This is a genomic window from Pseudomonas sp. MWU13-3659 (assembly GCF_023757525.1).
Taxonomy (GTDB): domain Bacteria; phylum Pseudomonadota; class Gammaproteobacteria; order Pseudomonadales; family Pseudomonadaceae; genus Aquipseudomonas; species Aquipseudomonas entomophila_E.
Genome location: NZ_JAMSHW010000012.1, coordinates 133,427 through 156,863 on the forward strand (window position 1 = coordinate 133,427; position 23,437 = coordinate 156,863).

Here is a 23,437-nt window from a genome sequence, read left to right on the forward strand (position 1 = left end):
AAGGTACCCCGGCCATCCAGCCGGGGGCTTGCCAACGAGCGTAGATGAACGATTGCAAGGTGTCTGCTCAAGTGCGTCTTACTTGGCTGTCCAGAACACATAGTCGGCCTGGTACTGGACGACCTGCTTGGCACCTTTGTTCTGCGCCGTGCAGTCGCTGGCCGGCGCCACGCCGCCGCGGGTGGCCAGGCGCTGGATGTAGCTGACCCCTTGCATGGCGCCATTGCCTTCGGCCGGGTTGGCCTTGACCAGTTGATAGGGTATGGCGCCTTTGTCTGCGGGAGCCACCGCCAGCTGGGTGCCGGTGACTTTCGATCCGTCCTTGGCCTGCCAGGTGGCGGGTGGGCCGTAGTAATCGCCTACCTGTTTGCCGGCACGGTCATTGAGCACGGCCTTGGGGCCGACGAAGGTCCATTCGGTCTGGCCGGGGGTGTTGGCCTTGTCGCGGCACTCGTAGGTGATCTCGCCGACGCCTACGGTCTCGAGCAGGACGCGATGGCCATCGGGGACCTTGACCGCATCTGGCAGTGCGGATTGGGCGTGAACGGGTTGCAGCGCCAGGGCGATGCTGCAGGCGAACAGGCAGGCGTAGGGTTTGAGGCTCATGGGTAGTGCTCCTGACAGGTCATTTGGCTGGGCAGACAGAGGCCGCCCATAAGCAATACCCGCCAACGGGTGGACTGGATGCACCGAATTGAAAAAAACTGCGCCAGGGCCACCCGGGCAGCACTTGCAAAGCAGGCTAGAGTGGATGAATGCGCCGCAGGAGACCGCCCCCTTTGCCTATCAGACCGAACACCGAGGATCCCACCGCAGGGGAAACCGAGGCCCAGGCACAAGATGTGCTGCTGCAGGCCTGCGGCAGCGGTAACCGGCTGGCCTTCGAAACCCTGTACCGCGCCACTTCGGCCCGGCTGTTCGGGATCTGCCTGTACTACCTGGGCAATCGCGCCGAGGCAGAAGAAGTGCTGCAGGAGGCCTACACCAGTATCTGGCTCAAGGCTTCCAGTTTCGACCCCGGGCTCGCCAGTGCCTACACATGGCTTGCGACCATCACTCGGCACAAGGCCATCGACCGACGCCGCGCCCGGCGTGTACACGAGCCACTCGAAGCCGCCAAGCAATGGGTTGCCAAGGACACGGTCATCGACAGCGTCGAGCGCGAACGCCAGGGCAATGCGATCGATCGCTGCCTGGCAACGCTGGCGGAGGATCAGCAACGCTATATCCGCGTGGCATTCTTCGAGGGCTGCTCGTATGCCGAGCTGGCCGAACGCCACAGCGTCCCGCTGGGTACCATGAAAAGCTGGATCCGTCGCGGGCTGCTGGTCTTGCGTGGGTGCCTGGGCCTATGAACGAGCAAGGCGTGCCATCCGACGAACGCGATCAGTTGATTGCCGAATACGTGCTGGGCGTGCTCAGCGCCGAGGACCGCGCTCAGGTCGAGGCCATGGCTGCGCAGGACCCGAGTGCTCAAGCGGCAATTGCCGCGTGGCAGTCTCACTTTGCCTGCTGGCTCGATGAGCTGCCCGAGGCCAGCCCGCCAGCGCATGTCTGGCAGGCGATCGAGGCGCAGTTGTTCCCTGTTGGCAACCAGCAGCCGAGAGAACGAGCGGCCTGGTGGGGCGGCCTCGGGTTCTGGCGTTGGACCTCGGCGGCTCTGGCGGCCGGCTTGCTGGCAAGCGTGATCACGCTGCTGCAGCCGCCCCCTCCAGCGCCGCCCGCAATGCTTGCCCGCCTGGAGCAGAGCGACGGGATCACGCTGTTTGCCGCGACGGTTCAAGCCGGTGGAGCCAGCGTGCTGTTCGTCCCCACCCAAACCGCCACCTGGCAGAATCGTAGTGCCCAGGCCTGGCTGATCGGTGGCGATGGCACAGCGCATTCGCTTGGCCTGCTGCCGGACAACGCCGCCACAGCCTTGGCCGTGCCCTCGGACCTGGCTGATGCGTTGACCGACGGCGCGGTGCTGGCGGTGTCACTGGAACCGCCGAACGGCTCGCCGACCGGGCTGCCGACCGGTCCCGTCATCGCCCAGGGGAAAATAACGTCGTTGTGATGCATCCATTCGGGCTGCTGCTCCGTATATTCCACACCTTCATCCGAAGGCCGAAGAATCGAGGAGACGCATCATGCTTACCTTTGTTCAACGCATTGCCGCGACCTGCCTGGCCGCCCTCTGCCTGGCCGCATCCCCCGGTTTCGCCGCCAGCCCTCCCATGGTCGGCGGCGCCCCGATGTACCCCAACAAGACCATTGTCGAGAACGCGGTGAACTCCAAAGACCACACCACGCTGGTGGCGGCGGTCAAAGCGGCGGGGCTGGTCGACACCCTCAACAGCAAAGGGCCGTTCACCGTCTTTGCACCGACCAACGAAGCCTTCGCCAAGCTGCCTGCCGGCACAGTCGATTCCCTGGTGCAACCCGAGCACAAAGCCGACCTGACGAAAATCCTGACCTACCACGTGGTATCCGGCACCCTCACCGCCAAGCAATTGATGACCGAGGCCAAAGCGCACGGCGGCAAGATCATGCTGAAAACCGTCCAGGGTGAACCGCTGACCGTGATGCTCAATGGCAATCAGCTCTGGGTGGTGGACGCCAAGGGCGGCAAGGCTGCAGTCACCATCGCCGATGTGATGCAGGCCAATGGCGTGATTCATGTGGTCGATACGGTATTGATGCCGAAGTAACTTTGTCGGCCATGGCGGGCATTCTGGTGATGTCCGCTATGGGTCGATAGCGGACAGCCATGGTTACACCAGGTCTGTTGTTACACTAATCAGAGCAGAGCGAGTACATGGCGGTGTATCACCTTTTAAGCCTTTAAGATCAATGGGTTGTGTGCCGTCGTTACACCCAGTACACCTGTTACACGACTCCTAGAATGGCGGTTATCTAGCGACCCCAAGCCCCCTATTTGCTCGTGCCTTCAGCGGCTGAAGCAAGGCCTCACTTCCCGACCCTGGGCGCCGCCGGGGACCCTGAGAGATGCGACTAGATACGGGGCAGGAAACCCGCGAAATCTTGTTAGCGGCTGGCTGCTCAGCTTAGTGAACCGGTGAACCTGGTGAACAGTGGTGAATCGTGCAGTTTTTTAAACGCTCAGGATGGACTGGAACAGATCCGAAGAGATCATGAGCTTGTGACCAGCCTTAAGATCAAGGGGAGGGAGCATTGACCCCGTTGAAGAAAGGTTCTTCAGGCTAAGGCTCCAGGCTACCGCCTTCCCTCATCGAACCGTGGGCTCGAAACTCATAGCCGGGTAGCGCGCGCTCCAGGTAGCGGAGGGTGCTCTCAACCAAATTTTCTTTGGCAGTCGGCAGCAGTGCCTGAATTTCCTCAATAGTAGGGGCTCGCTCCAAGCGCTGTTCTTTGACTAAATCGGCCAGAGCCTGGCGGAGGCGGCTGGCTGATTCCTTTGGCGATATACGTACATAGACCGAGTCTCTCACCAAGAATGTGGGGAAGGCCTCCTGATAGGCTTGCACGAGGAGCCCCCAGCGCGGGTCATGGAGCTCTCTACCTACCAGTTTTTTGATCAGTTGGTAGGCTTGACGACGGGCCTCTTGGGATTTTTCCAGCTCATCATGCCACTCCGTCATCTGCTGATCATGCTGTTCATCCAGCAGGTTAAGCCATTCAGCGATGTAGGTGATCACCTCTTGTGCTTCCGAGATGAGTACCGCGTCGTTCGTCAAAATTCCAACGTCCATGGCGAGGACAGCTGCCCCTTTAGCAATCCCTTCACTTTCATAATCGTCGTCCTTCCGGTTCTTGAAGGCTTTGAAACGAGATTGTAAGGCTCTGCTTATCGCTTGGTTGGCATTCATGTTTTGGCGCTCATCCTTGGGAGAGAGCAAAAAATACCAAAGGTGGCTGAGGGTTAGTAGCACTTTGCTATCTTGGCTGGCACGATTGTGCGGTCCGGGCCTAGCGCGGGCGAGCAACTGGGGTGGATTTTGGTTTAGGGATACAAATAGGGATACGTGTAGGGTTGGTTTTCTTGGAGTCCCAGTATTCATTGGGTCTATCTAGAGTTATTCGGTTCCTGTCTCCGCACCGTTCTTTGTAGACCTCGATCAAACCTCGTTCATCTGCGCCGAACCGGCCTGCTGAGGAGGCTAATCTAAGCGCCCTTGTGTTGTAGGCAGTTTCCCGCAGCATCCATCGCCTTTTCCTGAGCATCCCAAGCTTGCATAAGCAGGCCCCAAGGAATAAATTCCCTCCGTCGCCGAAGCATCGGCGACGCGACCTTGGCCGGTCGGAATCGAAAGGCGCAACAGCGCCCAGTCTTCATCGCAGGCGCTTTTTTTGTGCCCGCGATGTCGCGTCATGGCGGTGGTGCGCGGGACACCTTCGGGTGTGCCGGGCCCCTTTCGTCCCGGTCGGCCAACCCGCGTACTGCTGCCACCTAAACTTGCTTGGCCGCGAGCGGTGGCAGTTCCACAACGAAAGGAACTCATGCATGACCACCAAGATATTGAGGATCCTCGCATCCGCTCTCCGCCGCCCAACCCCCGCGGCCACCCCATCCCCAACCTTCTACCCGATCAACAGCCACTCCCTCGCCACCCGCGCCAACCGGGAGGTGCCCCATGCCTGACCATGAACGCCTGTCCACCCTCCAGAGCTACGTCTGGACCCTCGAACTGCTCGGCGAGGCGCTGGTGCAGCATGACGAAGTGCTGGAGTGCGAGCACAACCCGCAACTGAGCTTCCGCAACACGGCGGGGATTCACCAGGCAATCCGGATCATTAGCCGGTTGGCCAGTGAGCAGTTCGGCAAGCTGGAGGCGATAAAGGAGGAGGGTGATCCTGGGAACTGATACTTCGCGTCACTGGGGCCGCTCTGCGGCCCTATCGCATCCGGCATCCTGATCGGGCGTTTTCCATTTAAGCCGCCGCTGCTTTCGAGAAAATGCCTAGCCGACTCTCGCTGCTAGCCCAGTGTTTATGGGCCATCAGGCAGAAAATTTAAAGATAATGGTTTGGCTGGTTGGAGATCGTTTCTGACTGGCGAACATTGTCAGCATGCCCGCCAGCTTCCAACTCCACCTCATGGCGCCATGTGCGAACGTCAGTCACATCGCTATTGTTGACGTTCCGCAGCCGGCAGCCGAAGACGCCCTGCGTGAAATTTCCCAACCTCATCCCATGAGGTTGCGCCTGCCGCCTCACGGCGATAAATTCCTCCGAGTCGCGGCAAATTCCGCGACCGGGTTTGGCGACCCGGATAAACTTGGCGCAGCAGCGCCCCACACGATTGCAGGCGCTTTTTTTGCGTCCGCAGCCTCGTGCCATGGCGGCTGTGCGCGGGAGACCTTCGGGTCTGCCGGGTTCCAAGTTCCCGGTTCGCCAACCTGCGTACAGCTGCCACCCATTGTTTGGCGACAGTGCGTGGTGGTTCCAACCTAACTTGGAGTCTCATGCATGACCATCACACGTCTGTACAGGATCCTCGCATCCGCTCTCCGCCGCCCAACCCCCGCGGCCACCCCATCCCCAACCTTCTACCCAATCGACAGCCACTCCCTCGCCACCCGCGCCAACCGGGAGGTGCCCCATGCCTGACCATGAACGCCTGTCTACCCTCCAGAGCTACGTCTGGACCCTCGAACTGCTCGGCGAGGCGCTGGTCCAGCATGACGAGGTGCTGGAGTGCGAGCACAACCCACAACTGAGCTTCCGCAACACAGCGGGGATTCACCAGGCGATCCGGATCATCAGCCGGTTGGCCAGCGAGCAGTTCGGCAAGCTGGAGGCGATGAAAGACGAAGGTGTTTCCAGAGACTGATGCCGCGCATCATCGGGGCCGCGTCGCGGCCCTACTGCGTGACGTACCCTGATCGGGCGCCACTTGCACCGCCCGGTTTTCAACCATCCCCAGAACAATATGGCTGCTTCACCCACCCCCTTCTCGTATCATCAGCGCCTTCGCATCCGGAACGAACTGTGTGAAATCGCCAACTGGAAAAGCGCCAACTGCCGCTGATGGGCCGAAGTGGGACGTCGCCGAGGCTGTCAATCAGCTCTCGTGGGACGACTTGCGCATCATCAAGACGCTCAGTGATTGCGGCAATCGTGCGGCGACGGCCAAGAAGCTTGGCATCAATGTCTCCACCGTTTCGCGCCGGGTTGCCCAGGTCGAGCGAACGCTCGGCATCGCGCTGTTCGACCACCGCAAATCAGGCTACCTGCTCACCGCCGAGGGTGCCGAATTGCGAGCACTCGCCGAGCGCGTGGAGCTGGATATCGTCAGCGTCACGCGGCGTGTTTCACGTTCTGGCCAAGGCCCGCTGGGGAAGCTTCGCATTACCACCAGCGACTCGCTGCTGCTGTACTTCTTCACCCCCATCATCGCGGACTTCAAGGCCCTGAACGAGGGGATCAGCCTCGAGGTGCTGGTGGGCAATGAAACCCTCAGCCTCGCCCGGGATGAATCGGATATCGCCATTCGGGCGACAAGAAAACCTGCGGAAAGCCTGGTGGGCCGTAAACTGGCGAACATTGCCTGGGCACCGTACTGCAGCGCCAAGCAGGTGACTGGCGAGGCCCTTTTCGCAGAGGGGCAGGCATGGGTGTCCTACTCGGCGGCGCTCTGCGGTTTGAGGGCGACAAGCTATGTCGAAAGCAGGGTCGCCGCTGAGCGCATTGCCTACCGCACCGATTCTGTTGCAGCCGCAAGCGTCGCCATCGCGGCGGGCCTGGGGTATGGATTCCTGCCCTGCATGCTGGGCGACATCACCCCGGGGTTGGTACGCGCAGGCCCAGTGGTGCCAGAGCTTCAGGACGAGTTGTGGCTGCTGACGCACCAGGACATTCGCAAGTCGTGGCGCGTCAAAGCATTCATGACCTTCTGCGCCGCTGCCGTGGCCAGTCAAAAGCCCTTGGTCGAGGGGCAGTTGGTACTCCCGGTCAGCTGATCGCAACCGGGAGTGCAGCTTAGATTTCCCGGGCGCCAATCACGGCCTTGCAGGCGATCTCGATCAATTGCGGGCGCTGGGCAAGCCTCGACACCCCAATGATGTTGCTCGCGCACTGAGGCCGCTCAGTGCCATAGGCCGCCTTGCGCACTTTGCCGACCACCGCGAACGCGGCGTCCATGTCCAGCACATAAAGCGTTTCCTCGACAACGTCTTGCAGCGTCGCGCCATACAAGGCGAGCAGATTCGCAATGTTGTCGTAGGCGACCTGCATCTGCTCGCCCATCGACGAGAAATCACTGGGCTTGCCGTCGGCGTTCAGCGGCGCCGGGGCCAGCAGATTACCGGCCTCGTCATGATTGAACTGGCCTGAGACGTAGATCTCGTTGCCTACCCGCCGTGCCTGCGGATAGCCATACGCCTCCTCCCAGGAAACGCCCCAGTAGGCGGTCTGTTTGTTGATCGGTTGTGAAGCTGCCATTGCATTCTCCTGCACATGACGGACCGGCTTGATCCGAATGGAACGGCGAATGCTAGCAGCGCGATCGCGTATTCAGTGGCGCAAAAATGAGCCGATAGAGGCGCAAAAGTGCGCCACCGAGAGGCGCTTTGTTTCGTTATCTTTTGCTCGTCCTCAAGCAACGACGCTGAGGCGAGCACTCGTGGCTACGGTGATGCCTGCAACGTGCGGGCCCCGAAACGGGTGCGATCGAACTTCATCAAATTGAAAGGAAACAACAATGAGCAATCCTAAGACTGAAGTCCTGACCCCGTTCAACAGCCAACTGATCTTCATCGACCAGCAGCCGCAGATGGCCTTCGGCGTTCAGAGCATCGACCGGCAAACGCTGAAGAACAACACCGTTGGCCTGGCCAAGGCCGCGAAGATTTTCAATATCCCCACCACCTTCACCACGGTCGAGACACAAAGCTTCTCGGGCCACACCTACCCCGAGCTGCTCGCGGTGTTCCCCGACGCCCCGCTGCTGGAGCGCACCTCGATGAACTCCTGGGATGACCAGAAGGTGCGCGACGCCCTCAAGCGCAATGGCCGCAACAAGATCATCGTCTCCGGCTTGTGGACCGAGGTCTGCAACGCCACCTTCGCCCTGTCGGCAATGAACGATGCCGGCTATGAAATCTACATGGTCGCCGACGCCTCCGGCGGCACCACCAAGGAAGCCCACGATTACGCCATGCAGCGCATGATCCAGGCCGGCGTGGTGCCGGTGACCTGGCAGCAGGTGCTGCTGGAATGGCAGCGGGACTGGAAGAACCGCGACACCTACGACGCCGTGATGGCGCTGGTCAAGGAACATTCCGGTGCCTATGGCATGGGCGTCGACTACGCCTACACCATGGTGCACAAGGCGCCTGAGCGCGTTCAGCATGGCCCCACCCTGGCGCCTGTCGCTGCTGTCTGAGCCATTGCCAGCCCCTGTCCTGGGGGCTGTTCTCTGACGTGCGAAGGGTGCGCAGTGGGCTGATCCGAATCAACGAGCCTGGCCTGGAACCTCTGGGGTTTCCAGCGCCCAGTGCTGTTCGCGTCAGGCGCTCGCATCCTGCTACCTGGATTGATGGGTGTGTATGAACAAGGACAACTCTACCGTGCTGGCGACGCTGACACTGGCTTCGACAGGGCAGCTCAAATCCTGGCAGTTGAGAACGGCCAAACAGCTGATGCTGGAGAGGCTGGATACCTGCCTATCAGTGACTGAAATCGCCGAAGCGTGCGCATTGTCGCGCAGTCACTTCTCACGCATGTTCAAGCAAAGTACCCGGATGTCGCCGCAACAATGGTTGCGTGAACAGCGGGTGTTGAAGAGCAGGGAGCTATTGAAGACTTCCACGATGTTGCTCACAGAGATCGCACTGGCATGCGGCTTCTGCGATCAATCTCACTTCTGCCGCACCTTCGTGAAGGCTGAAGGCATGACACCAAAGGCCTGGCAGCAACAAGCCATTGCCTGAGGTGTAACCCCCTTGAAAACCAATTTGTTACAGCGGCAGATTATTTCTAAAAGCATTGCGCACTAAATTATTGCGCAATAACTGATTGCGAGTTGTTGGCGTACAAACAGTGAAGTCGCCAACAGCATGCCCCGAATACATTAAATGTGAGGAAAGCCATGAACGTTCTCTACACCGCAGTCGCCACCGCAACCGGTGGTCGTGATGGCCGAGCCATCTCCAGCGACAAGCATCTCGACGTGAAACTGGCCACGCCGAAGGAATTGGGCGGAGCCGGTGGTGATGCCACCAACCCTGAGCAACTGTTCGCTGCGGGTTACTCGGCCTGCTTCATCGGTGCGCTGAAGTTCGTCGCCGGCCAGCGCAAACGCAGCATTCCAGCCGACGCCTCGATCACTGCGCAGGTCGGCATTGGCCAGATCCCAGGCGGCTTTGGCCTGGATATCGACCTGCACATCAACCTGCCAGGCCTGGAACACGCCGATGCACAAGCGTTGGTGGAGGCGGCCCACCAGGTGTGCCCGTACTCCAACGCCACCCGTGGCAACGTCGATGTCCGTCTGCACGTCACCGTCTGACCTACCGCCTCAGCAGAAACAGGGGATTTGAAATGAACGTTTTGACCAAAGCACTCGCGGGCTCGCTCCTTGCCTTGTCGATCGGTAACGCATTCGCCGACGCTGGCGTCGAGCACAACACCCAGGCATTCCTCGATGCCTTGAACGCGGGCGGTGGCAAACCCATCGAGCAGCTTTCGCCGAAGGATGCCCGTGCGGTGCTGAGCGGCGCCCAGGCCGGGGTGAAACTGACGCTGCCCAAGTCGGATGTCAGCGAGAAGACCATCACCGTCGATGGCCAGGCCATTCGCTTGACCATCGTGCGCCCGGCGGGTGTGAAGGGGACCTTGCCAGTGTTCATGTACTTCCACGGCGGCGGCTGGGTGCTCGGCGACTTCCCGACCCATGAGCGCCTGGTGCGCGACCTGGTTGTCGGGTCCGGGGCGGTGGCGGTGTTCGTCAACTACACCCCGTCCCCTGAAGCGCACTACCCGACGGCGATCAACCAGGCCTACGGGGCAACCCGATGGGTGGCCGAGCACGGCCAGGCAATCAATGTCGACGGCAAGCGCCTGGCGGTCGTGGGCAACAGCGTCGGCGGCAACATGGCGGCGGTGGTCAGCCTGATGGCCAAGGACAAAGGCACCCCGGCCATCAAGTACCAGGTGCTGCTGTGGCCGGTGACCGACGCCAACTTCGAGACGGCGTCGTACAACCAGTACGCCGAGGGGCACTTTCTCACCCGCAACATGATGAAGTGGTTCTGGGACAACTACACCACCGACCCCAAGCAACGTGCCGAGATCTACGCCTCGCCGCTGCGCGCGACCACCGAGCAGTTGCAAGGCCTGCCGCCAGCGCTGGTGCAGACCGCGAGTGCCGATGTGCTGCGTGATGAAGGGGAAGCCTATGCTCGCAAGCTGGACCAAGCGGGGGTGCCGGTCACGGCGGTGCGCTACAACGGCATGATCCATGACTATGGCTTGCTGAACGTGGTCAGCCAGGTGCCGGCGGTACGCGCGGCAATGCTGCAGGCTGGCGAGGCGCTGAAAGTGCATTTGAAGTGACCTCACCCAACACCGCAGGTGTAGGCCGTGAACGGGCAATCACCGTGGGAAACGAAAAAACCGCCAGGCAGCGTAATGCCAGTCAGTTAGCGCTTCATCGCATTTATTGGGGCTGCTTTGCAGCCCATCGCGGGTAAACCCGCTCCTACAGGATCGCGCAAACGCTGTTGTAGGAGCGGGTTTACCCGCGAAGGGTCGCGGAGCGACCCCAATGGGCTTAACTGACTGGCAGCGGGCTTTTGGGTCGGCAACGTATCGCCAGACGGCCCTACCAGAACCACCCACCCCGCGCGAGTTCCTGCTCGCAACTCCGGTACTGCGCCCCGAACACCGAGGCGCGGGCCTGGACCTTCTGCGACACGTTCTTCAGCCACGGCTTGGCGTCGTAGCTGCGGTTGCGGTAGCCACCCCAGCCTTCGTGGTAGTTCAGGTACTGGCCATAGGCGTCCCACTTGGACACGCCGTTGACCTGCTGGCTCTTCTGCATGTACCAGCCCATGAAGTCGATCGCGTCGGCGAAGTCGTCGCGGGCGGCGCCCCAGCCGCCGGCATCGCGCTTGTAGTCGGCCCAGGTCTCGTCCTTGGCCTGGGCATAGCCGTAGGCGCTGCTGACCCGGCCCCAGGGGATGAAACCGAGGAAGTAGTAGCGCGGCGGCAGGGCGTCGTGCTTGAACGAGGACTCCTGGTACATCATCGCCATCGGCACCTGCACCGGCGCACCCCAGCGCGCCTGCATCTTCAGCGCCGCCTCATGCCATTTCGGCTTCTCGCGGAAGATCTCGCAGAGGTTGTCGGGGTTGGCCGGGGGCTTGGTGGCGCAGCCGGCAAGCAGCAGGAGCAGGGCTGGCATCAAGGGCCGAAGCATGACGGGGTTTCCTTTGGCAGACGTCGGGGGCGCAGGTTGCTGGCGCTTTATACATTCTTTGGTGATGCATATGAATCAGCGGCCAGTCGTGTGCTGAAAACCATGTGGCTGCTCCAGCAACTGATCTACCGCGCTAGGGGAGGGGGCTGCCGGTGAGACCAAAGTGGCGGAGCTGCTGAGGATGAAGGTCTGCAGCCCTATCAGGCGTGCAAAACTGGGGTTACTGGGCCAGTAGTGGCGACATCCTGGCCGACCTTGAAGAGACGCATGTGGATACAATTGATGAGGCGAGCGCGCGTTGACGCGTTCCTCCTCTCGGCCTATTTTTCGCGCATCCCGCCCAAGGCAGTAAGCCGTCCACCTTATCCAGGACGTGCCGAGCCCTTGGGCGTTTTGCAATCTGGAGAGCGTCCATGGCGACAATCAGGACCAGCAGTCGGTTGGTCGGTGCGGCGTTTGGTCAGCGAGTACTGCTGCGGACCCTTCGCGGGGCAAGCCCGCTCCCACGATGACATCAGTAAGCCTGGGGTGGGCAGATGAACCGGGCTTCCATCGTCTCAAGGCTTATGGTTTCAACTTCACCCTGGCCGGGTAGGCGTTCGGCGGCAAGCTGATCGGCGCGCAGATCTTCGATTTCCGCGGTCATGGCCTGGAACGCCCGAGCATTCATAAGCACTGCCGCAGGTTCGGTGTTTCTCAGAATGAGCATGCGGCGGCCTTCGTTATCGATCACTTCGCCCAACCGTGCCTTGAAGGCTCTCTTCATCACACTGGCCGGTAGTACCCTCAGCTGTTTGTTCATGGTTTCGCTACCTTCATCGTGGCGTCAGCATTTGTGGATGAATACCGAACGTTATTGCCAGGCGTTCAATGATCGATTCCCGAGTGCCCCCCAAGCCCATGGCTTTCAAGTTCAACTCTTCCTCAGTCAAGCACCTCAGAAACCGGGCCATGTCGTTGGCAATCCCTGTTGGCAAACTCACCACCTCACCCGTCAATAGCCCTGTCAGCATCACAATGTCATTGCGGTGCTTACGAATGTTTCGGGAGTCGACCTGCTCCCCCGCAGACTTGCGCGCCGAGAGGTCCAGCCAAGCCTTGGCCTTGAAAGGAATCAGGCGGTCTGCGCCAATGTACGAAAGCGTGTCGCTCTGCCGGCGACCTTCGAGCAGAAAGGCGTAATAACCTTCATCGAGCAGGATTGCCGAGAGGCTTGAGACGGATTCGTCGGTGGGGATTGGAGTCAGTGTGGCGTGCTCGGGGTGGTCGAGCTCATCGGGCGTTCGCGAGAACAGTTCGAGCTGCGCGGGGTAGGTTTCGTCCGTGGGGTTCTGGAACCGATAGAACACTGGGCGTGCGGTGCTGGCTTGGCGGATCTGGTAGCCACCGCTGTGGACGAATGCCCAGAACGCGGCGACGAACTGGCTGTCCAGCGCTTCGATGACCAGAACGATATCGAGGTCCTTGGTGGTCCTGAATGAGACACCGGCCTCATCCATCACAAGTGATGAAGCCACCCCGCCAATCAGCACGTACTGATCGCGATAGCGGCTGAAGTGTTGCCCGAAACGCGTTAGTCCCCTGACCCCAACCATTCCACCCGCTCCCTCAGTTCATCGAGCGCCATCTGGACGCGCTCGTCCTGGCCATTGTCCAGGCTCAGGAACAGGGAAGCTGCATCGGCACGGTTGCCGGATGTATCGAGGGTGTCGTAGCCCCAGATTTCCACCCACGCCCGGGTGTCGTCCACCGATTGGCTGAGGTGCAGCGAGCCATCGGCAAGCAGCGCATCAAGACGCCGCTTGGTCATGCCGTAGACGGGCTGCGCGGGTGCGGCCAGAAGCGTTTGGCTGGCCAGGGCTGTTTCACCGGCCAGGAAAACACCATGGCCGAGAGCTGGTTCAGCGGAAATTGCGACTTTGCGTTTCACCGGGGAGCGTAGGTAAGGCCGAGCCTGTTTGAACAGCTCGGGTGCGCTGGCGCTGAAGGCATAGGCCTGCACCGCGCCTTTGGGTTGGCTGGCGATCAGCAGGCCGGTCTGCAACAGTTGCTCCACGACCTTCGAGAGGGTCACTCGGCTGTAGCTCAGATCACCCAGGAGTGCACTGGCCGGGAATGGCGTGTCGTTGATCTCTCCTCGATAGAGGCGGGCCAGCAACATAGCCTGGGTAGCGGGGAGCAGCGCGGTGATGGCGGCCTGCTCGCGGCGCTGGCGAACACGTTCGCGCAGGTCCATGGCCAGTTCGGGGATGAACAACTGATAACCAGGCTGGATGAAATTGAGCTGGTGACTGATCAGGCTGCGGCGGTCGGCAGCGGACAAAGCAGAGCAGACGTAAACGGGCGTGGCGTGAGTAGCTTGGCTTATCTGAGCGATGTGTTTGGTAAGGGTAACTGCGCCTGGGTAGGTTGGATTGCTGGGGAAGAGCAGCAACACCACCAGCGGAGACGGCTTGAACTGGAGGGTGAGTTCGAAGCAGGTGTAGGCGTCCAGAAGATGGTAGGGGAGCCTGGGGGATACCGGTTTCAGGTGAGTGGGTACACCGAGGACGGACTCAAGGTAGCGCTGGGTTTCCTTGTGTGGGTTAGCCATGTCGAGGGTGTGCCGTGTTAAGTCATTTTTTGCACTGTAAACCTGAGTGATTAACTAATCAAAAAAATGGTTAACAGGTGGTGATTCGTCGAACGGAAAAAGGGGACGAAATTCTCTACCGCTGACGGATGAGGAAAACCAGTCCCCTTACCCTGACTGGCTCAGTGCCTATGCCGATGATGAACATCCGGAAAATGCGCATGGCTATGTCGAATCGGCGCATGCACATGCGGGTGGCTGTGCGGCTCGGCACCATCCCACTCGAAGTCATGCTCATGCTGATGGTGCTCATCGTGCGTATGCCGGTGGCTGTGATCAAGGGCCTCATGCTGATGCTCGTGAACATGGTTCTCCATCAGGTGAATCCACACACCCAAGGCCATCAACGCCGCAGCGAGCAGGAACATCACGGACACCGTCTCACCCAGCATCAGGATCGCGACCGCCGCGCCCAGGAACGGCGCTGTGGAAAAGTAAGCCCCGGTTCGCGCGCTCCCCAACCCGCGAAGGGCCAGGACGAACAGCACCAGGCTGACGCCGTAGCCGAGAAACCCAACCAGCAGGATCGACCCCAGCGTGCCCAGGGCCGGCAGTTGCGAGCCGATGGCCAAGGCCAGGCCGCCATTGACCACGCCCGCCGCCAGGCCTTTGCTGCCGGCGATGAACAGCGCATCCGAGGCGGAGACCTTACGGGTCAGGTTGTTGTCGATCGCCCAGCACAGGCAGGCGAATGCCACCGCCAGCGGCCCGTTCCAGTCATGGGCGGTCGTGGTCTCCTGCGGCCATGACAGCACGATACCGCCCAGGACGATGGCGACCATGCCGATCACGATCCGACGGTCGGCGTTTTCCTTGAACACCACCCACGCCAGCACTGCCGTGAGGACGGATTCGAGGTTGAGCATCAACGATGCAGTGGCCCCCGCTGTGCGAGTGAGGCCGAACATCAGCGCCACAGGTGCAAGTACGCCGCCGAAGAGGATGGCACCCAGCAACCAGGGCCATTCTCCGGCAGGCAGCCCGGGCCGCTGCCAGCCATGATCGCGCACCAGACGGACGAGGGTCAGGCCGATGCCACTGCCCAGGTAGAGCAGCCCGGCCAGCAGGATGGGCGGGGTATCGACACCCAACAGTTTGGCGAGCGGTGTGCTTGCGCCAAACAGCGCGGCTGCAACCAACGCGTAGAGAACACTCGGATTCATGATGGGGCCGCCCTGTCAGGCTGATTGCATGCAGGAGAGCATCATAGCCTTTCTGCACAAGGGCTGGAGCCAAGCTGTGGGGCTAGTGGGAGAGCCATCGCGGGGCAAGCCCGCTCCCACGCCGACCCATCGTTGATGCAAAGGTTGTCTTCCGGACGGTAGCCGAGCAGAGTCTGCCTACCTTGTCAGGAGACGCCCATGCCACCAGCCGTTTTCGCCGCCGCCCAATGCGCCATTGGTGATGGCGACCTCCCCGCCAACCTGGCCTTGCACCTGGCGTTCATGCGCCAAGCCCATGAGCAGGGTGTGGACCTGTTGCTCTTCCCCGAACTGTCCCTCACGGGCTACGCCCCCGCCATGGCCAGCGGCCTGGCGCAGGGCCTGGACACGCCGCTGCTGGCGCCACTGCGCCAGTTTGCCCAGGCAGCGGGCATGACCACGGTGATCGGCATGCCGCTCAAGGTGCCGGGCCAGGACAAGCCGCGGATTGCGGCCTGCATCCTCCAGCCGGATGGCTCGATTGCGGCCTATACCAAGCAGCATCTGCATACCGGTGAGGACGTGTTCTTCAGTGCGGGGAGCGGCGGCGAGTTGTTGTCCGTCGCCGGGTTGTCCGTGGCCTTGTCGGTGTGTGCCGATTTCAGCCATCCGGAGCATGCCGCCCTGGCGGCGCAGCGTGGCGGGCAGGTGTATGCGACGGGGGTGCTGATCGGGGAGGGAGGGTATCCGGCGGATAGTGCATTGCTGCAGGGTTATGCGCAGCGGCATGTGATGGCGGTACTCATGGCCAATCATGGCGGCACCACGGGAGGCTGGGTGGCGGCTGGGCGCAGCGCGTTCTGGGACGAGCAGGGGCGGTGTGTCGTGGCCGCTTCAGGTACCGGGAATCGGCTGTTGGTCGTCACTGGGCGGTCGGGCAAATGGCAAGGGCGCGAGTTGTTCGTGTCTCTCGATCTCGCGGGGTCAGCCTGAAATCACTTGGCTAATCGCTCGGCCGCTTTGCGGTAAACCTGGTCCCGCTCAGGTTTATACACGGCGATCACGAACACCACGACTTCCTGGTCGATGACCTGATAGATCAATCGATATCCACTGCTGCGCAGCTTGATCTTGTAGCAGTCCGGGAAGCCATGCAGACGGTTAGCTTCGACTCTCGGGTTGAGCAACACGGTTGCCAGCTTCTTCTTGAGCTGTTGGCGAATGGTGTCGCCGAGCTTCTGCCATTCCTTGAGTGCGCGCGCATCGAAATCGAGGTTATAGGTCATCCAGCGTTACCCTTACCCTCTGCGGCGCGGCAAGGCGTTCGCGTACCGTGGCGAGCAGTGCTTCGTCCTCTTCGGTCAGCAACACGGGTTTGAATGGCAACTGTCCGCGCTCAGCAACGTATTGCAGTGCTTGGCGCATCAGCTCGGAAGGGGTCACGCCCAGCTTTTCCAGCTCACGGTAGGCACGCACCTTGAGGTCGTCGTCGATACGCACATTGATGGACGCCATGCTTGCAACCTCTTTGTAATGACAGTGGTCTGTACAATGAGCCAAAGCAATCTGATGGGCAAGGGGGCCAAAGAGGTTACCGACAAGCGTATTACTCGTTGAACTCCGAAGCGATGTCAGGCTGCCGGGAGGGGGATTTCGAGCCGGCCTCTTCGAACCACACCGGCCATGAACTGCGATGCCGGTTCTCTACCTGCACACAGGGAATCAACCGCTCGCGCAACACCTCGGTCCGGCCCACGCTCACCGCCAGCCGGTACTTGGCACTGTGTACGCACTCCCGATCACCAAACTCGCAACGGTCCAGGTGGGTGCCGCCGCAGGGCCCGTTCGCCAGGCCTTTGGGGCAGGTCTCGGGGCAGGTGTAGAGCGTGTCCTCCAGCCGGCAACTGCCGCAGGTATCGCAGCCCACCATCGGGCGTTTGATGCGCCGTTCCAGCTGATGCAGCCAGTGCGCGGCCGTGGGGTTGGCCCACAGCGGCCGGGTCACGGCCCAGCCGAAAGCCTTGCTCAAGGCTGTGGTACGGCTGAACAGTTGATGGTGCATCGTGGACAGGAGGTGGTAGCGGGCCTTTTCCTTGTTCGATGCGGTGATCTGCCGTTGCCCGAGGCGCCAGGCGTGCCCGGGTGGGTGGAAAATGACCGGCGCCAGGCCAGGTTCCTGCCAGGCCGCTTGCCAGGCTGGGGTCCAGTCTTCCAGCGAGGTGAACTGCGGCTGCAGCGCGTCGATGGCCTGCTCCAGCGCTTCGAACTGCGCCACCTCGTGGATGCCGGACAGGTGCACGCCGGCATAACCCATCAACTTCAGGCCGATTACCTGCAAAGCCAGGCGTTGGTTGGCGCGCGCCTTGGCGTAGGCCTTGGACACTGCCGTTTCAGCGGCGAGCAGCGCGCGCATCGAAGGTGTGACAGTCACCCCGGCGACATGATCGAGCATCCCGGCACGGCCTTCGGTCAGCGCCATGATGCAGGCCATCAGTGGCTTGGGGCGGGGCTGGCGCTGCATCCAGTCGAAGGCTTCCTGGTGTTTGGCGAAGTCGAAACCGAGTTGCAGGATGAACAGGTCGGCCCCGGTCGTGAGCTTCTTTTCGGCTTTGCAGTACTGCGCGCCGCCTTCGGCTTCCTGGTACTTGAACGGGTTGAGCGCGGCGGCCAGCAGCCAGTGGGGGCGGGCCTGGCGGACGATCTGCAGGGCGGCGACGGATTCCAGGTAGCGCACTGGCCGTTCGCCCGGGTTGTGGCCGGGCAGGCGGTCGCCGGTGAGCAGCAGGAGCTGGTCGAGGCCGGCGGCGTCCATGCGTTGCAACTGGGCCAGCAGGTCACGGCGCTCGCGGTCCTTGCCGGAGAAGTGCAACAGGGCCGGGACGGGGTTCGCGAGGCTGCCGAAGGCCTCCAGCGGCGACATGTCCAGGGCGCTGCCGACGCGGTCGCCGATGGCCACGGTCAGCGGCCAGCCGCACAGCCGGGTGCGGGCCATGAGGGTTTCGAGGGTGGCGAAACGCTCGACGCTGGGCTTGGGGACGAATTCCAGGATGCAGGCGAAAGCGTTGGCGTCCAGGGTCGTTTTCAGCAGGCTCATGGGGTATGGGCTACCGGGTTGGGGCAGGGTGGCAGTGTGCGGCAGATCGGTGGGTTGGGCATGTCTGATTGCGCGGGAGAATGTGTTGATTGAGACATTCACGGTGACCCAGATCCCTGTAGGAGCGGCCTTGTGCCGCGAAAGGGCCGCAAAGCGGCCCCGGCGATCTTTGCGTCAGGATTGAAATCCTGGGGCTGCTACGCAGCCCTTTCGCGGCACAAGGCCGCTCCTACAGGGAGCATTGTTTCGGCAGGCATCATGAACAGATCTTGAGTTCATCTCAAATTTAATGAGTTTGTCTCACCTTGCCCCTGCGCCCAGAATTCCCTCCATTCACTTTTAAGGATCGAGGGACGACAACATGGCACTGGCACACAACCTGGGGTTTCCGCGCATCGGCCGCGACCGTGAGCTGAAGAAAGCCCAGGAAGCCTTCTGGAAGGGCGAGCTGGACGAAGCCGGCCTGCGTGCCGTGGGCCGTGGCCTGCGCGCCGCGCACTGGCAGGCGCAAAAGGCCGCCGGCATCGAGCTGCTGCCGGTGGGCGACTTCGCCTGGTACGACCAGGTGCTCACCCACTCGCTGACCTTCGGGGTGATCCCCGAGCGCTTCCGTGCCAAGGACGGTGCCAAGCCGACCCTGCAGACCCTGTTTGCCATGGCCCGAGGCGTCAGTGACAGCTGCTGCGGCGGCGCCCATGCCCAGGAAATGACCAAGTGGTTCGACACCAACTACCACTACCTGGTCCCCGAATTCACCGCCGACCAACAGTTCGCCCTGAGCTGGGAGCAGCTGTTCGAAGAAGTCGAAGAGGCCAAGGCCCTGGGCCACGCGGTCAAGCCGGTGGTGATCGGCCCGCTGACCTACCTGTGGCTGGGCAAGACCAAGGGCGCCGACTTCGACAAGCTGGAGCTGCTCGACCGCCTGCTGCCGCTGTATGACCAGATCCTCAACCGCTTGGCCGCCCAGGGCGTGGAGTGGGTGCAGATCGACGAGCCGATCCTCGCCCTCGACCTGCCGCAGGACTGGAAGAACGCCTACGAGCGCGTCTACAACATCCTTCAGCGCGCACCGCTGAAAAAGCTGATTGCCACCTACTTCGGCGGCCTGGAAGACAACCTCGGGCTGGCCGCCAACCTGCCGGTCGATGGCCTGCATATCGACCTGGTGCGTGCCCCGGACCAGTACCCGACCATCCTCGACCGCCTGCCGGCCTACAAGGTGCTGTCGTTGGGCGTGGTCAACGGCCGCAACGTCTGGCGTTGCGACCTGGAGAAGGCGCTGGAGGTGCTGCGCCATGCCCACGAGCGCCTGGGCGATCGCCTGTGGGTGGCGCCGTCGTGCTCGCTGCTGCACAGCCCGGTGGACCTGGAGCGTGAAGATAAACTCGATGACGAGCTCAAGAGCTGGCTGGCCTTCGCCGTGCAGAAATGCCAGGAAGTGGCGCTGCTGGCCAAGGCGGTCAACCAGCCTGAGGCCGACGATGTGCTCGCCGCACTGGCGCAGAGCCGCGCCGTGCAACACAGCCGCGCCACCTCGCCACGCATTCACAAACCGGCGGTGCAGGCCCGTGTCGCGGCCATCAAACCAGCCGACAGCCAGCGCGCCACCGCTTTCGAGCAACGCATCGCCAAGCAGCGTGCCGGCCTGGACCTGCCGGCGTTTCCGACCACCACCATCGGTTCGTTCCCGCAAACCTCGGCGATTCGCCTGGCGCGCCAGTCGTTCAAGCAGGGCAAGTTGACCGAAGCGGACTACGTCGAGGCGATGCACAGCGAGATCCGCCATGCGGTGGAGATCCAGGAAAACCTGGGCCTGGACGTGCTGGTGCACGGCGAGGCCGAGCGCAACGACATGGTCGAGTACTTTGCCGAGCAACTGGACGGCTATGTGTTCACCCGTTTCGGCTGGGTGCAGAGCTACGGTTCGCGCTGCGTCAAACCTGCGGTGATCTTCGGTGACCTGAGCCGCCCGAAGGCCATGACCGTGGCGTGGATCAAGTACGCCCAGGGCCTGACCCGCAAGGTGATGAAGGGCATGCTGACGGGGCCGGTGACCATGCTGATGTGGTCCTTCCCGCGCGAGGACGTGACCCGCGAAGTGCAGGCCCGTCAGCTGGCGCTGGCGATCCGCGACGAGGTGGTGGACCTGGAAGCGGCGGGCATCAAGATCGTGCAGATCGATGAGGCCGCCTTCCGCGAAGGCCTGCCGCTGCGCCGCAGTGCCTGGCCGCATTACCTGGAGTGGGCCACCGAGGCGTTCCGCCTGTGCGCCTCGGGTGTGCGTGACGAAACGCAGATCCACACCCATATGTGCTACAGCGAATTCAACGACGTGATCGAGTCGATCGCGGCGATGGATGCCGATGTGATCACCATCGAGACCTCGCGTTCGGACATGGAGCTGTTGGAGGCGTTCGAGCAGTTCGCCTACCCGAACGAGATTGGCCCGGGCGTGTACGACATCCACTCGCCGCGGGTGCCGACCAAGGAAGAAATGGTCAAGCTGCTGCGCAAGGCGGCCCAGCGTATTCCGGCCGAGCGGTTGTGGGTCAACCCGGATTGCGGCTTGAAGACCCGCGCCTGGCCGGAGACCGAGGCGGCGTTGGTGAACATGGTGGCGGCGGCCCGAGAGTTGCGTGCAACGGCTTGAAACCGTCGGGGGTGCTTTGCGCCCCTTTCGCGGCTCAAGGCCGCTCCTACAGGGGATCGCGGTCGCCTGTAGGAGCGGCCTTGTGCCGCGAAAGGGCTGCATGGCAGCCCCGGGATCGTTCAGGCACCATCGTGCTTTCGACTGTGACCAGAGCGCTCGGCCATGAAACCCATCCACCTCACCCTCATCTGCCATGCCCGCACCGAGGCGCAACGGGTGGGGCGCTTTGCCCTCGACGACGATCCACTGCGCGATCCGCCGTCCCCTCTCATCGAACTGTCCACAACCACCCGTTGCCTCACTGCGCCGGAGCTACGCGCTCGGCAGACGGCCGAGAGCCTGAATGCGACCATCGTTCAAGGCCTGCGCGACTGCGACCTGGGTACCTGGAAAGGCAAGCCGCTCAAGCAACTGGACGAGCGCGAGCTCCAGGCTTGGCTGGCCGACCCGCATGCCACGCCCCATGGCGGTGAATCGATTGCCGCCCTGTGCCAGCGTGTCGCCCATTGGATGGACGGCACCTTGGGCGAAGGTGAATGGGTTGCCATCACCCACCCCTTCGTCATCCGCGCCGCGATGCTGCATGCGCTGGCCGCGCCTTTCGCGTCGTTCCATCGCATCGACGTGCCGCCGCTGGCGCGTGTGCGCTTGAGCCATTACGGCCAATGGCGGCTTCAGTTGGCCACCGCCGACCTGTAGGAGCCAGCCTTGCTGGCGAAGGGTTAGACGCCGATTTCAGCGTGGGTCGGTTCGCCAGCAAGGCTGGCTCCTACAGGTGCTTGGGGGCACGCACCAACGCCGGCACGGCGCGGACATAGATCAACTCGCTCACCAACTCCACCAGCGTCTGGGTAATCACCGCCGCCGCCGCCAATGCGCGGACCGACTCGGGCAGCGCCAACGCCAGTGGCAGCACCACCAGCGAATTGCGCGTGGCGGCGCTGAAGGTTACCGCCCGGGCCTCGCCTGTGGACAACTTGAACAGCCGCGCCGCCAGCAAACCGAGCACCGGCGCCAGCAGGGCGAAGCCGACATACACCGGCACCACCGGTAGCAGGTCGTCCAGCCGGCTGGCCACCACGCCAATCTGCGAGCCGATCACCGCAATCAGCACCAGCGCCATGGCCGGCACCGGCAGCCAGGCCCAGGCGTCGTTCCACTTCGCGACCAGCGCCGAGCGCCGGGCGCCGGCACTGGTGGCGACGGCCAGCAGCAGCGGCAGCACGATCAGCAGCACGAAGGCTTCGACGAAGGGCGCCACCGAGATTTCCACGCTGCTCGCGCCCCCGAACATCAGCGCCAGGTACAACGGCAGCAACGCCAGTTGCACCAGCAGCAGCACCGGCGTGGCGGCGAGGGTCAGGCGCGAGTCGCCTTGACCGATGTGGGTGAACACCACCACGTAGTCGATGCACGGCGTCAGCAGCACCAGCAACGCGCCGACCAGCACGGCGGGGTGCTCGACCAGCCCGCGAGTCCCGGCCCACACCAGCAGCGGCACCAGCACGAAATTCGCCAGCAGCAGCGCGCCCATGAAACGCCGGTTGCCCAGGCCCGCGCGCAGGTCGAGGAAGGGGATCTGCAGGAACATCGCGTACATCAGCACGGCGATGGCCGGTGTCACCAGCGCCTCCAGCGGTTGGGCAACGCTGGGTGCGAGCAGGCCGATGGCGGCGGCGAGCGCCACGGCGACGAAGTAAAGGGGGATCTGATTGCGTTCGAGTTGATCTCTGTCCACGGATGGCCCGGTTTTTCCGACTGAATTGCTAGGCGGGGCAGGGTACTATCTGGCGCAGTCCATAGGGAGCAATTCGATGCGAATTCTAGTGGTAGGTGCGAGCAAGGGATTGGGCAAGGCACTGGTCGAGGGCCTGGGTGACGCAGGCGATACGCTGATCGGCGTGTCGCGTACCCGGCCGGCGCAGTTGCCGGGCGCGGTGCACTGGATCGAGGCTGACCTCAGCCAGCCGCGCCAGGCCGCGACAGTCATCCAAGAGGCAGTGGCTGAAGGCGGGCTGGATGTGCTGGTGTACAACGTCGGGATTTGGGAAGAGCGGGCTTTCGAGGAGGGCTACAGCTTCCTCGACGATGATGAGGGGCAGATCGAGCGCATGGTGGGCACCAACATCACCGCGCCGCTGCTGTTGATCAAGCGTTTGCTGCCGGTGCTGCTCAAGAGCGAGCGGCCACGGATCATCCTCACCGGTTCCACGTCGGGCCTGCCAGGCAGTGGTCGGCCGGAAGTCACCTTCGGCGCCAGCAAGTTCGGCCTGCGCGGCATCGCCGAGACACTGCGCGAAGGCTTCCGCGACCAGGGCCTTGGCGTGAGTTGCCTGAACCTTGGCTATCTGAATACCGACGACGGGCTGGACGTGCCGCTGGCGCAGGCCGAACAGCGGGGCGAGGGGGCGCTGATTCCGCTGCACGACGTGGTGCAGGTGTGCCGGATGATGTTGAGCCTGTCGTCGGCCAGCTACGTGCGCGACATCACCTTGCCGGCGCTGCGGGATGAGCGCTTCTGACATGCCCTGACGGT

General features: G+C 62.4%; 26 protein-coding genes. 14 read left to right on the forward strand and 12 right to left on the reverse strand.

The genetic code is table 11. The annotated features are described in order from the left end of the window. Window positions 1–78: 78 nt before the first annotated feature. Window positions 79–606: a DUF3455 domain-containing protein gene (locus NGM28_RS16795; RefSeq protein ID WP_027917244.1), complete on the reverse strand. Its 528-nt coding sequence runs from the start codon at window positions 604–606 to the stop codon at window positions 79–81. A 173-nt stretch (window positions 607–779) separates the two neighbouring features. On the opposite strand from NGM28_RS16795, the gene NGM28_RS16800 reads away from it, so the two are divergent. From NGM28_RS16800 to NGM28_RS16810, 3 genes are all read left to right on the forward strand, one after another. Next, a complete protein-coding gene (locus tag NGM28_RS16800; protein ID WP_252090816.1) occupies window positions 780–1,355 on the forward strand; it encodes a sigma-70 family RNA polymerase sigma factor in 576 nt (191 codons plus the stop codon). Further along, window positions 1,352–2,056 carry an anti-sigma factor gene (locus NGM28_RS16805; RefSeq protein WP_252090817.1) on the forward strand — a complete coding sequence of 235 codons (705 nt, stop codon included), beginning with the start codon at window positions 1,352–1,354 and terminating at the stop codon, window positions 2,054–2,056. The genes NGM28_RS16800 and NGM28_RS16805 overlap by 4 nt, the downstream gene beginning before the upstream one ends. Before the next feature lie 73 nt (window positions 2,057–2,129). Continuing rightward, window positions 2,130–2,690 (forward strand): fasciclin domain-containing protein, encoded by a 561-nt coding sequence (locus NGM28_RS16810; protein ID WP_502943866.1) that lies wholly within the window; start codon window positions 2,130–2,132, stop codon window positions 2,688–2,690. 513 nt (window positions 2,691–3,203) lie between these two features. Here the strand turns inward: NGM28_RS16810 and NGM28_RS16815 are convergent. Continuing rightward, window positions 3,204–3,830, reverse strand: coding sequence for a hypothetical protein (locus NGM28_RS16815; RefSeq protein ID WP_252090818.1), 627 nt, complete (start codon window positions 3,828–3,830; stop codon window positions 3,204–3,206). A 765-nt stretch (window positions 3,831–4,595) separates the two neighbouring features. Here NGM28_RS16815 and NGM28_RS16820 point away from each other — a divergent pair. From NGM28_RS16820 to NGM28_RS16830, 3 genes are all read left to right on the forward strand, one after another. Further along, window positions 4,596–4,826, forward strand: coding sequence for a hypothetical protein (locus tag NGM28_RS16820; RefSeq protein WP_247284021.1), 231 nt, complete (start codon window positions 4,596–4,598; stop codon window positions 4,824–4,826). 737 nt (window positions 4,827–5,563) lie between these two features. After that, window positions 5,564–5,794, forward strand: coding sequence for a hypothetical protein (locus NGM28_RS16825; RefSeq protein ID WP_247284022.1), 231 nt, complete (start codon window positions 5,564–5,566; stop codon window positions 5,792–5,794). Window positions 5,795–5,954: 160 nt separating this feature from the next. Beyond that, the gene (locus tag NGM28_RS16830; protein WP_252090819.1) at window positions 5,955–6,923 is read left to right on the forward strand and encodes a LysR family transcriptional regulator; all 969 of its coding nucleotides are present in this window, start codon (window positions 5,955–5,957) and stop codon (window positions 6,921–6,923) included. A 19-nt stretch (window positions 6,924–6,942) separates the two neighbouring features. Here the strand turns inward: NGM28_RS16830 and NGM28_RS16835 are convergent, their stop codons facing one another. Beyond that, window positions 6,943–7,404, reverse strand: a complete 462-nt coding sequence (locus NGM28_RS16835; protein ID WP_252090820.1) for a Rid family hydrolase — start codon at window positions 7,402–7,404, stop codon at window positions 6,943–6,945. A 259-nt stretch (window positions 7,405–7,663) separates the two neighbouring features. Between NGM28_RS16835 and NGM28_RS16840 the strand changes: the two genes are divergently transcribed. The 4 genes from NGM28_RS16840 to NGM28_RS16855 all read left to right on the forward strand — a co-directional run bounded on the left by NGM28_RS16840 (window position 7,664) and on the right by NGM28_RS16855 (window position 10,518). Then, complete coding sequence (locus tag NGM28_RS16840) at window positions 7,664–8,347, forward strand: hydrolase (protein ID WP_186714192.1); 684 nt, start codon at window positions 7,664–7,666, stop codon at window positions 8,345–8,347. Between the two features lie 163 nt (window positions 8,348–8,510). Then, window positions 8,511–8,894, forward strand: coding sequence for a helix-turn-helix domain-containing protein (locus NGM28_RS16845; protein WP_252090821.1), 384 nt, complete (start codon window positions 8,511–8,513; stop codon window positions 8,892–8,894). A gap of 158 nt (window positions 8,895–9,052) precedes the next feature. Further along, window positions 9,053–9,472 (forward strand): organic hydroperoxide resistance protein, encoded by a 420-nt coding sequence (locus NGM28_RS16850; RefSeq protein WP_186714190.1) that lies wholly within the window; start codon window positions 9,053–9,055, stop codon window positions 9,470–9,472. Window positions 9,473–9,504: 32 nt separating this feature from the next. Beyond that, window positions 9,505–10,518 carry an alpha/beta hydrolase gene (locus NGM28_RS16855; RefSeq protein ID WP_252090822.1) on the forward strand — a complete coding sequence of 338 codons (1,014 nt, stop codon included), beginning with the start codon at window positions 9,505–9,507 and terminating at the stop codon, window positions 10,516–10,518. A gap of 268 nt (window positions 10,519–10,786) precedes the next feature. Here NGM28_RS16855 and NGM28_RS16860 read toward each other — a convergent pair whose 3' ends face one another. The 5 genes from NGM28_RS16860 to NGM28_RS16880 all read right to left on the reverse strand — a co-directional run bounded on the left by NGM28_RS16860 (window position 10,787) and on the right by NGM28_RS16880 (window position 15,178). Then, window positions 10,787–11,383 (reverse strand): transglycosylase SLT domain-containing protein, encoded by a 597-nt coding sequence (locus tag NGM28_RS16860; protein ID WP_236179642.1) that lies wholly within the window; start codon window positions 11,381–11,383, stop codon window positions 10,787–10,789. A gap of 514 nt (window positions 11,384–11,897) precedes the next feature. Continuing rightward, window positions 11,898–12,185, reverse strand: coding sequence for a type II toxin-antitoxin system Phd/YefM family antitoxin (locus NGM28_RS16865; RefSeq protein WP_252090823.1), 288 nt, complete (start codon window positions 12,183–12,185; stop codon window positions 11,898–11,900). A 13-nt stretch (window positions 12,186–12,198) separates the two neighbouring features. Beyond that, entirely contained in the window at window positions 12,199–12,978 is a 780-nt protein-coding gene (locus NGM28_RS16870; protein ID WP_252090824.1) for a hypothetical protein, read from the reverse strand. Further along, window positions 12,957–13,976 carry a hypothetical protein gene (locus NGM28_RS16875; RefSeq protein WP_240064560.1) on the reverse strand — a complete coding sequence of 340 codons (1,020 nt, stop codon included), beginning with the start codon at window positions 13,974–13,976 and terminating at the stop codon, window positions 12,957–12,959. The genes NGM28_RS16870 and NGM28_RS16875 overlap by 22 nt, the downstream gene beginning before the upstream one ends. 161 nt (window positions 13,977–14,137) lie before the next feature. Next, a complete protein-coding gene (locus NGM28_RS16880) occupies window positions 14,138–15,178 on the reverse strand; it encodes a DMT family transporter (RefSeq protein ID WP_252090825.1) in 1,041 nt (346 codons plus the stop codon). Window positions 15,179–15,376: 198 nt separating this feature from the next. Between NGM28_RS16880 and NGM28_RS16885 the strand changes: the two genes are divergently transcribed. Then, entirely contained in the window at window positions 15,377–16,150 is a 774-nt protein-coding gene (locus NGM28_RS16885) for a carbon-nitrogen hydrolase family protein (protein ID WP_252090826.1), read from the forward strand. A gap of 2 nt (window positions 16,151–16,152) precedes the next feature. Here the strand turns inward: NGM28_RS16885 and NGM28_RS16890 are convergent, their stop codons facing one another. The 3 genes from NGM28_RS16890 to NGM28_RS16900 form a co-directional block, all read right to left on the reverse strand. Beyond that, entirely contained in the window at window positions 16,153–16,443 is a 291-nt protein-coding gene (locus tag NGM28_RS16890; RefSeq protein ID WP_252090827.1) for a type II toxin-antitoxin system RelE family toxin, read from the reverse strand. Further along, complete coding sequence (locus NGM28_RS16895; RefSeq protein ID WP_203648016.1) at window positions 16,433–16,672, reverse strand: type II toxin-antitoxin system RelB/DinJ family antitoxin; 240 nt, start codon at window positions 16,670–16,672, stop codon at window positions 16,433–16,435. The genes NGM28_RS16890 and NGM28_RS16895 overlap by 11 nt, the downstream gene beginning before the upstream one ends. A 91-nt stretch (window positions 16,673–16,763) precedes the next feature. Continuing rightward, window positions 16,764–18,251, reverse strand: coding sequence for a methylenetetrahydrofolate reductase C-terminal domain-containing protein (locus NGM28_RS16900; RefSeq protein ID WP_252090828.1), 1,488 nt, complete (start codon window positions 18,249–18,251; stop codon window positions 16,764–16,766). A 361-nt stretch (window positions 18,252–18,612) separates the two neighbouring features. Between NGM28_RS16900 and metE the strand changes: the two genes are divergently transcribed. Together metE and NGM28_RS16910 are read left to right on the forward strand one after the other, a co-directional pair. After that, window positions 18,613–20,901, forward strand: coding sequence for a 5-methyltetrahydropteroyltriglutamate--homocysteine S-methyltransferase (metE, locus tag NGM28_RS16905; protein WP_252090829.1), 2,289 nt, complete (start codon window positions 18,613–18,615; stop codon window positions 20,899–20,901). A gap of 162 nt (window positions 20,902–21,063) precedes the next feature. Beyond that, window positions 21,064–21,600, forward strand: a complete 537-nt coding sequence (locus NGM28_RS16910; RefSeq protein WP_252090830.1) for a histidine phosphatase family protein — start codon at window positions 21,064–21,066, stop codon at window positions 21,598–21,600. 70 nt (window positions 21,601–21,670) lie between these two features. Here the strand turns inward: NGM28_RS16910 and NGM28_RS16915 are convergent, their stop codons facing one another. Further along, on the reverse strand, window positions 21,671–22,639 hold the full coding sequence (locus NGM28_RS16915; RefSeq protein ID WP_252090831.1) for an arsenic resistance protein: 969 nt from the start codon (window positions 22,637–22,639) through the stop codon (window positions 21,671–21,673). Between the two features lie 76 nt (window positions 22,640–22,715). Here NGM28_RS16915 and NGM28_RS16920 point away from each other — a divergent pair, with 76 nt between their 5' ends. After that, window positions 22,716–23,423: an SDR family oxidoreductase gene (locus NGM28_RS16920; RefSeq protein WP_252090832.1), complete on the forward strand. Its 708-nt coding sequence runs from the start codon at window positions 22,716–22,718 to the stop codon at window positions 23,421–23,423. The last annotated feature ends 14 nt before the right edge of the window (window positions 23,424–23,437 follow it).